8 protein-coding genes are annotated in these 13,586 nt (G+C 46.0%); 4 read left to right on the top strand and 4 right to left on the bottom strand.

Annotation, left to right across the window (positions count from 1 at the left end; genetic code table 11):
- The first annotated feature begins 149 nt into the window (after positions 1-149).
- The 4 genes from ACVBDU_RS09440 (at position 150) to ACVBDU_RS09455 (ending at position 9,807) form a co-directional block, all read left to right on the top strand.
- Positions 150-3,836, top strand: a complete 3,687-nt coding sequence (locus ACVBDU_RS09440) for a zinc-dependent metalloprotease family protein (RefSeq protein ID WP_447179500.1) — start codon at positions 150-152, stop codon at positions 3,834-3,836.
- Between the two features lie 136 nt (positions 3,837-3,972).
- On the top strand, positions 3,973-5,295 hold the full coding sequence (locus tag ACVBDU_RS09445) for a hypothetical protein (RefSeq protein WP_447179501.1): 1,323 nt from the start codon (positions 3,973-3,975) through the stop codon (positions 5,293-5,295).
- Positions 5,296-5,390: 95 nt separating this feature from the next.
- On the top strand, positions 5,391-9,056 hold the full coding sequence (locus ACVBDU_RS09450; protein WP_447179502.1) for a reprolysin-like metallopeptidase: 3,666 nt from the start codon (positions 5,391-5,393) through the stop codon (positions 9,054-9,056).
- A 55-nt stretch (positions 9,057-9,111) separates the two neighbouring features.
- On the top strand, positions 9,112-9,807 hold the full coding sequence (locus tag ACVBDU_RS09455; protein WP_447179503.1) for a fibronectin type III domain-containing protein: 696 nt from the start codon (positions 9,112-9,114) through the stop codon (positions 9,805-9,807).
- A gap of 44 nt (positions 9,808-9,851) precedes the next feature.
- Here ACVBDU_RS09455 and pth read toward each other — a convergent pair whose 3' ends face one another.
- From pth to ACVBDU_RS09475, 4 genes are all read right to left on the bottom strand, one after another.
- Positions 9,852-10,484: an aminoacyl-tRNA hydrolase gene (gene pth, locus ACVBDU_RS09460; RefSeq protein WP_447179504.1), complete on the bottom strand. Its 633-nt coding sequence runs from the start codon at positions 10,482-10,484 to the stop codon at positions 9,852-9,854.
- A gap of 80 nt (positions 10,485-10,564) precedes the next feature.
- Positions 10,565-11,161, bottom strand: coding sequence for a 50S ribosomal protein L25/general stress protein Ctc (locus tag ACVBDU_RS09465; RefSeq protein ID WP_447179505.1), 597 nt, complete (start codon positions 11,159-11,161; stop codon positions 10,565-10,567).
- Between the two features lie 52 nt (positions 11,162-11,213).
- A complete protein-coding gene (locus ACVBDU_RS09470; RefSeq protein ID WP_447179506.1) occupies positions 11,214-12,155 on the bottom strand; it encodes a ribose-phosphate pyrophosphokinase in 942 nt (313 codons plus the stop codon).
- Positions 12,156-12,318: 163 nt separating this feature from the next.
- On the bottom strand, positions 12,319-13,560 hold the full coding sequence (locus tag ACVBDU_RS09475) for an aminotransferase class V-fold PLP-dependent enzyme (RefSeq protein ID WP_447179507.1): 1,242 nt from the start codon (positions 13,558-13,560) through the stop codon (positions 12,319-12,321).
- Positions 13,561-13,586: the final 26 nt, after the last annotated feature.

Below are 13,586 nucleotides of genomic sequence, written 5' to 3' on the forward strand. Positions count from 1 at the left end.
CCACCTTTTACGCAGCCTGTCTATGGAATTTATCCAACACCGGATTGTCAAAACCAACAGGTTAAACCGTAGAAACCGGAAGTGAAGCCTCCTTTTTCCACGGTATTAATTCTAAATTTTATTTACATTTACAATTATATATCCAACCTATGAAAAGATTCCTACTTTCTTTTATACCCCTGCTTTTCCTTATCCTGTCCGCAAATGCACAGCAAAACCCGTGGAAAAAAGTCTCTCTTGATCATCAGCCGGCCTCCATTCTCCGTTCGGGACAGAAAGCAGATGGATACCAACTGGAATTAAACAGCCTGAAAAGCACATTGGGCGCAACGCACAATACCCGTACCACTACTTTACAGGGCAAAGGAAAAAAAGTGGTTTCCTTCCCGGTTAAAAACGGGGCCATGGAAGATTTTGAAGTGACAGAAATCCGGGTTCTCTCCGAAAAACTCTCCCAAAAGTATCCCGGTATAAAATCGTATTCCGGAAGGTCGGTGGTCAATCCGCATACGAAGATACGTTTCAGTACGGATGATTTCGGATTCCACGGCGTAATCTATGACAAGGCAGACACCTATTACATCAATCCGGACGAACAAAGTAAAGACACTTATTTCCTGGCATCCCGGCAATCCTTTTCTTCCTATGACCGGGATTTCGAATGTATGGCAAGAGAAGAAGCCAAGACCATGGGATTAAAAAATCCGGCGGCACAAAGAGGGCCGGATGACGGACAAATGAGAATTTTTCGCCTTGCCCTGGCATGCACCGGGGAATTTGCACAATATCACATCGATGCCGCCGGGGTAAACAACGGGACAAGTACACAAAAAAAGGCGGCCGTACTTTCTGCCATGAACACCATTATGACCCGTGTCAATGGCATTTACGAAAGAGATATGTCTCTCACCATGCAGCTTATAGACAACAATGACGAACTTATCTTCCTCGACGCAGACACGGACGGAATGACCAATAACGAAGGAAGGACACTTATAGATGAAATACAGCCTATTATCGACAATATCATCGGAACCGGAAATTACGATATAGGCCATGTTTTCAGTACGGGAGCCGGCGGAATCGCACAGCTTAACTCCCCCTGTACCGTATCAAAAGCAATGGGGGTAACCGGAACGTCCTCGCCCGTGGGCGACCCTTTTGCAATAGATTATGTAGCCCACGAAATGGGGCACCAGTTCGGGGCCACACATACTTTCAACAACAATTGTGGTGGTGAAATAAGCAACGGAACTGCCGTAGAACCCGGAAGTGGTTCTACCATTATGGCATATGCCGGCATATGCCCCCCTAATATACAAAATAACAGTGACCCCTATTTCCACGCGGTCAGCATTGCCCAGATCTGGGAGAACATCACGGAAGGGAACAGTACCTGTGCCACGCTGCAAAGCACAGGTAACCATGTCCCTTCGGCAAATGCGGGTCCGGATTATGTTATTCCGGCAGGTACGCCTTTTGTTCTTACGGGGACTGCTTCCGATCCGGACGGGGACAACTTGTCCTATAACTGGGAGCAGACAGACAACCAGATATACGGAGGTTACCCGGAAGCATCTTCTACCGGTGGCCCTGTTTTCCGCTCTTATAATCCTGGTGAAGAACCGGTGCGGTATTTTCCGAGGTTAAACGACATTCTCTCCGGCGAACTGGCAAACACATGGGAGGCACTCCCATCTGTTCGGCGCGAATTGAACTTCTCCTTTCTGGTACGTGACAACAATACGGCAGGGGGGCAAACGGCAAGAGACGACGTGAATATTACCGTAACTAACGATGGAGGTCCCTTTATTATAACTTCTCATCAAAATGAAAAAACAATAGCCGGCGGAGATACGGAGACCATAACCTGGGACGTCGCAGGAACCAATACGGGAGCTATTTCTGCGGAACTTGCAGATATCCTTCTTTTTACGGACAGCAGTTTTAACGATCCCGTAACCCTCGCCGAAGGTGTACCGAACAACGGATCTGCCACGGTGCTTATTCCCGGGGATATCCATACTGCAAATGCCAGGATCATGATAAAGCCGCAGGGAAATATCTTCTTTGCCGTCAACCCGGCAAACCTTACCGTGGAGCCGAGCGATTTCGTTCTGGATTTCGAAAGCCTGTCCGAAAAAGTATGTCTCCCGGGAGAAGCTATCTTTTCTTTTGTATACCGGGCATACGACGGGTTTAATGACGAAACCGGGTTTACCGCGGAAATCCCCGCGGGCCTTAATGCCACATTCACCCCAGGTTCGGCAACTTCGGACGGCACCCCGGTAGAAGTTAAAATCACAGGTTTTTCCGCTCCGGGAGAATACGACATCACGGTAAAAGGAACGTCCGGAGAACAGGTCAGGGAAATCCCTTTGTCACTACAGGTATATAACGAAGATTTTGAAAATGTGGCTCTTTCGGCCCCGGCAAACGGGACAGAAGAACTGCGCCCTTCCTTCGGAATTACTCTCGAATGGGAAGAATCGCCAAATACAGAGACTTACGAAATTCAACTGTCTGCGGAAAGTGATTTTTCCCCGATACTGGAAACCGCATCGGTAGCTTTTCCTTATTACGAACCCGAAAACCTGGAAAATGACCATACCTATTACTGGAGGGTAAAACCGAAAAATTCCTGTGGCGAAGGGGAATACGGTAACGCTTTCTCATTCCGCACACTGGAAACACAGTGCAAAACATACACCAGCAATAATACCGTAGTTATTCCGGCAGCCCAGGCTTCAACAGTTACATCATCCCTGACCATCACGGATGACGATATTATCACAGGCGGCATTTCCCTGTCGCTGGACATAGCGCATACATGGGTATCCGATCTTACCGTTACCCTCACTTCACCCTCCGGTACTACCGTACGCATTCTTTCGGGAGTGTGTGACGAGGCAGAGAATATAAATGCCGTATTCAGTGCAACGGGCGAACCTGTCCGATGTAACAATAACCCGGCTATAGGCGGTACCGTAAAACCCGATGAGTCCCTTACCCGGTTTCGCGGGGAGTCCATACAGGGAACCTGGACACTCACGGTTACAGATGCCCATCCCCAGGATGGCGGCGCTATCCATTCTTTCGGTATTACCAGGTGCCCTTCTCCCGCGGCAGATAATTTCAGGATCAGGATAACGGACGAATCCTGTAAAAATACCAGGGACGGCATTATCAATGTCCAGGCAGAAATTGCGCTGAACTACCAGGTGGAATTCAGCGGAAACGGCGTGGACATCACGGAAAACTTCACGGACAGCTGGCAAGCTGCCAACCTGGAGCCCGGCACTTATCAACTGTGCTTTTCCGTAGAAGACAACCCGGTGTACATACAGTGCTTTGATGTTGCGGTAGCGCCATCCGGAGACCTGTCCGTCCATTCCGAAGTCAGCGCAGCAAACAATACCGTTAAACTACAACTGGAAGGCGGGAAATTATACGCCATTGAACTAAACGGAACCCCCGTGGAAACTACGGAAAACAATATAGCCCTGAACCTGAAATCGGGGAAAAACACCATTGTTGTCAGAACGGACAAACCATGTCAGGGTATTTACGAAGAGGATATTTACATCGCTCCGGACGATGTGGTGATCTATCCCAATCCGTTTACCGACAGTGCCAGTGCTTACATCGGCAGCAATATCTCCGGAGAACTCCATATATCCGTGTATTCCCTTTCCGGTAAACTTATGATCTCCCAAAGCCTTGCCGATGCCCGCGAGCATATGGATTTGGGACTGTACTCCTTTCCCCCGGGCGTATACCTGGTAAAAATCAAAGGAAAAGACATTCGTAAAACCGCGAAAATCGTAAAAAGATAAGAAATACCTCCTGTTTTTAAAAAACTCTCATTTCGACACCCGGAAAATATTTTTTATTACTCACAGCGATATTTAATGTTAAATAATTCTTATATTCGTTACCCCGATCTTATATTATTAACATTAATCTACGCCTATGAGAATTTTTTACTTCTTTTTTCTATGTATTGGAATCCTTTTCTGGAGCTCGTGCGATAGCGACGATGATTCCGGCAACGATAGTTCCGGTTCCTTATCCGTAAGCGCCGACACTACAATGGTACAGGTGGGAGAAACTATAACTTTCGCCGTTACCACAAATAAAGGAGATGACGTTACCTCCTCCTCTACCATAACCGTAAACAATAAGGTACTGGAAGAAAATACTTTTACCCCTGCCCAAACCGGTACTTACGAGGTAAAGGCAAGTTTTAAAAACCTCATTACCGCCTCCCATTACGAAGTGATTGCAGTGGACCGTAAGGCCTCTTCCATAGAAATTTCCTCGGAACAGACCACTCTGAATCTCGGAGAGGTATTTTCCTTTCTCGTTACAACGGATACGGGGATTGACGTTACCTACGAATCCGTGATCGCCGTAGACGGGGATACCCTGGAACGGGAAAGGTTCTTACCGGAAAGACCGGGAACTTTCTCTGCAATGGCAACCTATGCCGGTCTGGAAAGTGCTCCGATCGACATTGAAGTACTGCCGAACTCCATTTCGGTCGAAGCGGACAAAAGCGATATTCTTCTGGGTGAATCCGTAACCTTTACGGTTTTTGCCGATGACGATATAGATATCACTTCCGAAGCAACCATTATGGTCGGCGGGGAAGAAACAGAAGGCAACACGTTTACACCCGAAGAAACAGGAACTTACACCATAACAGCCGTCTACGGGGAATTCACCAGCGATCCTGTTGAAATTAACGTATCGGATAACTTCTTTGTTCTGAATGACACCACTTATGAAACTCCGACGGGTACTTTTGCTTACTTCGGGACCTTCCAGGGCGAAAACGGGCTGGAATCCATATGGGCATTCAACCCTTTCCTGGAAATAGATAACGGTGACGGTACGGCCAGTTATCCCAATGACCTGTATATTTATATTGCATTGGAACAGCCGGATACCGGAGATCTCGTATTCCCTTCAAACGGTACATATACCTATCTGGCCGGGACCTTGCCTGAAATCCTGGACGCACAGGTTTATTATGATGATAACCCGTGGGTGGGAGCAGAAGAATCCTTTGAGAGTATTACCCTGGAAGTAACAGGAATGAACCCGTGGACAGGTGCCGAAACTTCGGTAGAACGCATTGAATACACCATCACTAAAGAAGATGGTTCTGCGGTAACCGGACAGTACAGTGGCCCTGTATTTGCCTGGGACGCTTCACGAAGTGCAAAGAAAAAGGAAAAAACCATCCTAAATGCTCCTTCCGTACAACAGGGAGCCTTCAGAAAGAGATAATTCAATTCCCGGATCATTCCACAAACATAATGCAGAATTTTCCGGGAATAAAACCAATGCACCCATTGATTACCATATAAACCTAAACTCAAATCATGATTAAAAAATTACTCTTTATCGTTTTTTCCATATGCCTGTTTGCCGGCTACGGACAAAACTCCCTATGGAACCCGGTAAACGACGCGGGAAGATCACAAATATTGCCGGGTAAGACACATCTGTCTTCCGGAAAAACCTATACTTTAAATATAGAAAACCTGAAAGCATCACTCCGGGATGCACCCCTCAGAGGACAAAATGCAGGAAGATCAAATACAGTGTTAGAGTTTCCTGATGCCGATGGGAAAATGGAAAAATTCCGCGTTTTCGAGGCCCCGGTAATGCATCCTGCTCTTGCCGCGAGATACCCGGGAATAAAATCGTACGCAGGACAGGGTATAGACGATCCTTCCGCTACGATCCGTTTCAGTATTTCACACCTGGGACTGCACAGCATGAAACTTTCCGGTGACCACGGATCCGTATTCATAGAACCTTATTCCGAAGACAGAAAACACTATATCGTTTACGACAGAAAAAAATCAAAGGCCATGTCCAGCTTCGAATGTACCGTCCGGGACGATGTCATTCAAAAAACCGGAGCAGTTACCGGCAGGAATGCGGATGACAGCACTTTGAGAACCTATCGCCTGGCCCTATCCGCCACCGGGGAATACACCCAATATTTCGGAGGCACAAAAGAAGATGCCCTGGCTGCTATAAATACTACCATGACCAGGGTAAACGCCCTTTTTGAGAACGATTTTGCCATTACAACAGTGCTGATCGAAAATACGGACGAAGTAATCTATACCGATCCGGATTCCGATCCGTACACCGGAAGCTTTAACAGTCAATTGCAAAGCACGCTGAGCGATGTTATCGGCGAAGAAAATTATGATGTAGGCCATCTGTTTGTTCAGGGGAGCGATAACGGAAATGCCGGGTGCATCGGGTGCGTATGCGTGGATAACAGAAAAGGTAGTGCTTTCACTTCTCACTCCACTCCCGCAGGCGATAATTTTGATGTGGATTATGTAGCTCACGAAATGGGACATCAATTCGGCGCCAACCATACTTTTACCGTTCGGAACGAAACAACAGATGCTCATTTTGAACCGGGAAGCGGTTCCACCATTATGGGATATGCGGGCATAACCGGCGCTACGGACGTACAGCCTCACAGTGATCCCTATTTCCACGCCTTCAGCATAGAGCAGGTTACTAACTACGTGAAAACGACAACCTGCCAGACCGATACGCCCACCGGAAACAACGTACCTACGGCCGATGCAGGGCCGGATTACACCATCCCGAAAGGCACTCCTTTTATGCTAACCGGTGAAAGCACCGATGCGGACAGTGATGACGAACTGACCTATTGCTGGGAACAAATGGATGAAGACGATGCTTTAAGCCCGTTTCCCAGTGCGACAGCAACTTCAGGGCCTGTATTTCGCTCCAGAATGCCCTCTACATCCAAAACACGCTACTTCCCGGCAATTTCTACGATACTGGAAGGCAGTACCGCCTCGCAATGGGAAGTGATCCCTGAAGTAGCCAGGGAACTCAATTTCCGGTTGACCGTAAGAGATAACCGTGCCGGGGGAGCGGCCAATAATAGCGATAATTTAACGCTCACCGTAAGTGGTGAAGCCGGCCCTTTTACGGTTACGTCCCATGATACTCCCGGAAATATTGCTTCCGGAAGTACCCAAACCGTTACCTGGGATGTTGGCGGAACGAATACCGGGGATATCAATGTACAAACCGTAGATATACTATTCGCTGCTTCCGATGACTTTTCCGAACTCATCCCGATAGCTGAAAATGTGGAAAACAACGGAAGCCATGAAATTACTTTTCCGGATAATGTGAATACGGATACCGGGCGGATCCTTATAAAGGCAGTAGACAATGTTTTCTTTGCTGTCAGCAAGGGAGACCTGTCTATCCGGGAATTTGCCCTTTCTTTCGAAAACACCGAATTTATCGCATGCAAACCAGACGACCTGGAATTTTCCTTTACCTACCAGGCTTCTCCCGGATTTGACGAGGAAGTAGCTTTTTCCGCCATGGATATTCCCGAAGGAATAAATGTGAATTTCGAACCGGCCGTAGCAACAGAAGGAGATACCGAAATACATGTTACGGTTTCCGGAATAGAAAGCACAGCTCTCGGGACTTATACATTTTCCATTGCCGGAGAAACGGAAGCAGGCCTTACCGACCAAAGTGAAATTACCATGGACGTACACGATAGTGCCGAGCTTGGCGCTGTAGCATTGATTTCCCCCTATAACGCCAGTGATGTAAACACAGGTATCACCCTGCAATGGGAAGAAGTCGCCGATATACAATCTTATACTATTCAGATAGCGACCGATGAAGATTTTTCTTCCGTAATCGATGAAACTTCCGTTACGGAACCCGGCTATAATCCGCAGGAACTGGAATATGAGAAGACCTATTACTGGAGGGTGAAAATCGTAGGATTCTGCGGCGAAGGAGAATACAGTGACACCTTCTACTTCCATACCTCCACCTCCGCTCCCAGTTGCGATATGACGGAAAATAACACCCCGGTCATCATCGATAGTGCCAGCGCCAATACGGTAACATCTTCTATTGAAATAACCGAGGCAGGACAATTGACGGACTTAACCCTGGGATTGAATATTTCCCACACTTACGTTTCCGATCTTACCGTAAGCCTTACGTCCCCATCCGGAACTACAGTGGTTATTCTGGAAGGCGTATGCGGGGGTAATGACGATATAAACGCATCTTTCAGTGATACGGGATCTCCATTGGAGTGTAGCACCACATCACCTGTAGTCAGCGGTAACATACAACCACAGGAATTGTTTGAAGCATTCCACGGAGAAGACACAGAAGGAACATGGACCTTAACTGTTGAAGACGGTTTTGCTTTGGACGGCGGGACCCTGAATTCCTTTTCACTGGATATCTGCTCGAAACCTCCTTCTTTAGATTTGACAGCAGACAATTTTACACTTAAAGCCACCAGTGAAACCTGTCGTGGGAACCAGGACGGCTCCATAAGCGTGGAGGCTCTTGAAATACTGGATTACCAGGCTGTGATCAGCGGGGAAAACGGCGGGGAAATTACGGGGTCTTTCCAGTACTTCTGGAAAACTACCGGGCTTGCCGCGGGGAACTATACGATGTGTATCACCGTGGATGGCTATCCGGATTTCGAGCAGTGTTTTGACCTGACCATTGCGCAACCGGAAGAACTGGCTGTACTCTCTGCAATAAATGAAGCCAGGCGTACGGTAGAACTGGAACTCCGGGGAGGAGAGCTTTACACTATAGAGTTAAACGGAATGACCACACAAACTTCCGAAGGAAAAATATCCCTGGATTTGGAACCCGGGGAAAACGAATTAACCGTTAAAACAGGTAAAGACTGCCAGGGAGAATATCGCGAAAAGATCTATGTAGCCCCGGATGATGTGGTAATTTACCCTAATCCTTTCCGGGAGACTACCAGGGTGTTCATAGGAAATGCTATTGAAGGAGACATTCACATCTCTGTTTTTTCCCTCACCGGGCAGGTGGTAATGATCCAGAAGTACAACAGGAACAACGGAGGTGACGAATTTGAATTACACGCATCTAATCTTGTGCCGGGTGTTTACCTCATAAAAATTGAGGGCAAACAATTCAAAAAAACCTTTAAAATGGTAAAATTATAATCCTTTTTAACCGGAAAGAGACAAAATTTCTTAGTTTTAACCAATACTACGAACAATGAAAAAATTAGTTTTAGGCCTGGGTATTGTACTTGCATCTATGATCATGAGCTGTAGCAGTGATGATGACAATACTCCTTCGGAACCAGGAATGGCCACCCTTATATTCCCGGAAAACAATTCGGAGTGTACTGCCGGTGTTTCCATAAATGACCACGACAGCAGAATTCCTTTCGAATGGGAACCTTCCGAACACACGGATAGTTATCGCCTGCGGGTACAAAACCTGAATGATGGTACGAGCCAGGAATTCAGCACAGAAGCGACCTCCCTGGAAGTTGTGTTACAAAAAGGGGAGCCTTATTCCTGGACGGTGACTTCCATTAGCACCGAAATCCCGGAAACCACCGAAAGTGAAAACTGGAAATTCTACAATGCCGGCGACGGTGTGGAATCATATGCACCATTCCCCGCAACGGCAATCTCTCCCGAACCCGGTGAAAATATTACCGCGGAAAACGGCACTGTTTCCCTGCAATGGGAAGGCAATGATATAGACGGAGATATCATAGGATATGATGTATATTTCGGAAATTCGAACCCACCGGAAACGTCTATTGCAACCGATCTCGAAGAAAGTGAACTGGAAGGTGTAAGTGTCAGCCCTAAAACGGTGTATTACTGGAGTGTTGTCACAAAAGATTCCCAGGGTAACCGCTCTCAATCGGAGGTTTTTATCTTTAAAGTAGATTAACCCGGCTAAAATATAACTAAGAGCATGTTTAAAGCGGATTTGTCTTACTTGCCGTTAAATGCATTCATGGTATTCGTAATTCCCGCAGTGGCAAAAGACCGTATAAGTTCACAAGCCTTTCCCAAACGCTCGGGAAGGGCTTTGTTTTCTTCTTCACTCCACTCTCCCAAAACGTAATCTATCTGTCTGCCTTTGGTAAATTCAGCGCCAACTCCAAAACGAAACCTGTTGTATTGTGTAGTATTCAACTGTGTCTGTATATCCTTCAGCCCATTGTGCCCGCCGTCACTCCCTTTGGTCTTCAAACGGATTGTCCCGAAAGGAATGTTTATGTCATCTGTAATGATCAACACATTCTCCAGGGGCACTTTTTCCTTATCCATCCAGTATTTTACCGCTTTACCGCTCAGGTTCATATAGGTAGCGGGCTTTAACAGAATAAGACTTCTCCCTTTTACTTTATACAAAGACTTGTCCCCTAATTTGGCAGTCTCAAACGGAAGAGATTCTTTTTCTGCCAGGTAATCCAACACTTTAAAACCGATATTATGCCGGGTATTTTCATATTCTTTCCCGATATTTCCCAGGCCTACGATCAAAAACTTCTTCATAGTGTCTTCTTCCTTAGATACGGATGGTTCTTTTTCTTTAAAAATGTTTTTTATAAAAGACAGCATTATATACCGTTTTGTAACAGGTAAAAATAAAAAACATCCCGACAAGAGCCGGGATGTTTCTACAAAAATATGGTATGCAATTATTTGCCGGTTTTCTCTGCCTTCGCAGCTTCCTGCGCAGCTTTCATGGCCGCACGTGATATTCTCACCTGGCACACCACGGTATTCTCAGGATGTAATATCTTATAATCATCATTGCCAAGAGCAGTAACATACAGTTTGTTACCGATTTCCATTCCGGAAATATTTGCAACTATGTAATCGGGCAAGTTCGCAGGAAGCGCTTTTACTTTAAGCTTACGCTTCGTAAGACGCAATACCCCACCTTTTATAACACCGGGAGCGGTTCCTTCGATCTTAACAGGGATTTCCAGTGTAACTTCATTATCATCATGCATCTGGTAAAAATCGATATGCAAAATTTTATCTGTTACCGGGTGGAACTGAATGTCCTGCAGGATTGCATTGTATTTCCCCCCGTTTTCCAGGTCAATCACTACGGTGTGTACGTCCGGAGTGTAAACCAATTTGGAAAACGCTAACTCGTCTGCCGAAAAGTGTAAAGGGCTATCTCCTCCGTAAAGTACGCAAGGAACCTTTTCAGCATTACGTAAGGCTTTAGTCGACGCTTTGCCCACGCTTTCTCTTTGAGATCCTTTAATTGTAATTGACTTCATTATATATAAAAATTAAAACATTTCTCTTTATTCCTGTAATCCGTTCAACGGACTACATCAAAAATTTAGAACTGATAGAGGTGTTCTGATGTACCCTTTGCATAACATCTGCAAAAAGATTGGCACAGGTCAGCACCTTCACTTTCGGACTTTCTTTCTTCAGCGGAATAGAATCGGTTACGATCAATTCCTCCAGCTTGGAGTTTTCTATCCTTTCATAAGCATTGCCGGACAGCAGGGCATGTGTGGTAATGGCCCGTACACTGATCGCTCCTTTTTCTATCATCAGGTCTGCCGCCCTGGTAAGGGTTCCCGCCGTATCTACCATATCGTCTACCAGAACCACATTCTTTCCATTCACATCGCCTATCAGTTCCATATGGTCTATAACATTGGCTTTCTTGCGCTGTTTGTAGCAGATCACCACGTCGCTTTCCAGGAACTTGGAATAGGCATAGGCCCGTTTGGAACCTCCCATATCCGGTGATGCGATGGTAAGGTTATCCAGCTTAAGAGACTCCAGGTAGGGTAAAAATATAGTAGATGCAAATAAATGATCTACCGGTTTTTCAAAAAAGCCTTGTATCTGGTCTGCGTGCAGGTCCATGGTAATGATCCTGGTTGCACCGGCAGTTTCCAGTAACTTGGCCACTAATTTGGCCCCTATGGGAACTCTCGGTTTATCTTTTCTATCCTGCCTGGCCCATCCGAAATACGGTAAAACAGCGGTTATGTGCCGTGCCGAAGCCCTTTTGGCGGCATCGAGCATAAGCAGCATTTCCATCAGGTTTTCCGTTCCGGGGTGGGTAGAGCCGATTATAAATATCCTGGACCCCCTTATCGATTCCTCAAAAGACGGCTGAAATTCACCGTCACTATATTTAGAGAACGTTACACGTCCTAATTCTGTCCCGAAAGACTCTGCAATTTTTTCTGCGAGGACCATACTTTGCTCACATGCAAAAATCTTGGGTTCAGGCACTGTATAAGACATTATTATGGTGTTGTTTAGTAGTTTTGTCCTGTTTGTTAGCGAGGTGCAAATTTAGAAATTATTTTGATATGAGCACTTCTAATCCGCTTTTTTATTGATTCCCATTCACTTACCTGAAACACATCGTATTATATACCTTATCCGACATACAGCAAATATATCTTTATCTCAGCATTTGTGCAGCTTTTTTCACGGCAGTCACCAACGCATCGATTTCTTCCCTGGTATTATAAAATGCAAAACTGGCCCTTACGGTACCGGGTATTTTATAATAATCCATTATAGGTTGCGCACAATGATGACCGGTTCGCACTGCAATTCCGAGTTTATCCACAATGGTGCCTATATCATACGGATGGGCACCTTCAAGATTAAAGGAAATAACCGAAGTTTTGTGATCGGAAGTTCCGTAAATACGCAGACCTTCTATCTTAAGAAGCTCTTCGGTAGCATAAGACAGTAATTCCTTTTCATAGGCTTCTATCTTATCGAAACCAATACCATTCAGGTAATCTACTGCCACTCCAAAAGCGATACCGCCACAAATATTGGGCGTTCCGGCTTCGAATTTATGGGGCAGGCCGGCATACGTGGTTTTTTCGAACGTCACTTCGGCGATCATTTCACCGCCACCCTGGTAGGGTGGGAGTTCCTGTAACCATTTTTCTTTTCCGTAAAGTACCCCTACACCGGTAGGCCCGCACATTTTGTGTGCCGATGCCACATAAAAATCCACGTCAAGGGCCTGTACGTCCGGTTTAACATGCGGACAGGCCTGTGCCCCGTCGATCAGGACCGCAGCGCCAACACCATGTGCCTTTTCTATAATCTCTTCTATGGGGTTTACCGTACCGAGTGCATTGGAAATATGGTTGCAAAATACCAACTGGGTCTTTTCAGAGAGCAGGTCCGTATAGGCATCCATTACCAATTCTCCTTCTTCGTTCATGGGGATAACCCGGAGCACGGCTCCTGTTTTTTCACATAGCATCTGCCAGGGAACAATATTGGAATGGTGCTCCATAGCCGATACGATGATCTCATCTCCTTTCTTCAGTAAAGAAGAAAATCCGTTCGCAACCAGGTTGATACCGTGTGTTGTGCCCGAAGTAAAAATCATTTCATATGCTTTTGCCGCATTAAAATGTTTCTGCAGCTTTATCCGCGCTTGCTCATAAGCATCGGTAGCTTCTTGCGACAGGGTATGAACACCACGGTGTATGTTGGCATTATACCTGGAATAATAATCTACAATGGCATCTATAACCACCTGTGGTGTCTGTGAAGTCGCTGCATTGTCAAAATACACCAAAGGTTTTCCGTTAACCTGTCGTTGCAGTATAGGGAAATCCTTTCGTATTTCCTCTACGTCAAATGGGACAGTATGTGGTATTGTAGTGGCCATTGCAAAAAAAAATAATGAGTTAAAGA

This window comes from Sinomicrobium endophyticum, from assembly GCF_052983315.1.

Coding starts and splice junctions, on each gene's coding strand:
- ACVBDU_RS09470 (WP_447179506.1), bottom strand. CDS start 12,155: ATGTCTTATACAGTGCCTGAACCCAAGATTTTTGCATGTGAGCAAAGT.
- pth (WP_447179504.1), bottom strand. CDS start 10,484: ATGCTGTCTTTTATAAAAAACATTTTTAAAGAAAAAGAACCATCCGTA.
- ACVBDU_RS09450 (WP_447179502.1), top strand. CDS start 5,391: ATGATTAAAAAATTACTCTTTATCGTTTTTTCCATATGCCTGTTTGCC.
- ACVBDU_RS09440 (WP_447179500.1), top strand. CDS start 150: ATGAAAAGATTCCTACTTTCTTTTATACCCCTGCTTTTCCTTATCCTG.
- ACVBDU_RS09475 (WP_447179507.1), bottom strand. CDS start 13,560: ATGGCCACTACAATACCACATACTGTCCCATTTGACGTAGAGGAAATA.
- ACVBDU_RS09445 (WP_447179501.1), top strand. CDS start 3,973: ATGAGAATTTTTTACTTCTTTTTTCTATGTATTGGAATCCTTTTCTGG.
- ACVBDU_RS09465 (WP_447179505.1), bottom strand. CDS start 11,161: ATGAAGTCAATTACAATTAAAGGATCTCAAAGAGAAAGCGTGGGCAAA.
- ACVBDU_RS09455 (WP_447179503.1), top strand. CDS start 9,112: ATGAAAAAATTAGTTTTAGGCCTGGGTATTGTACTTGCATCTATGATC.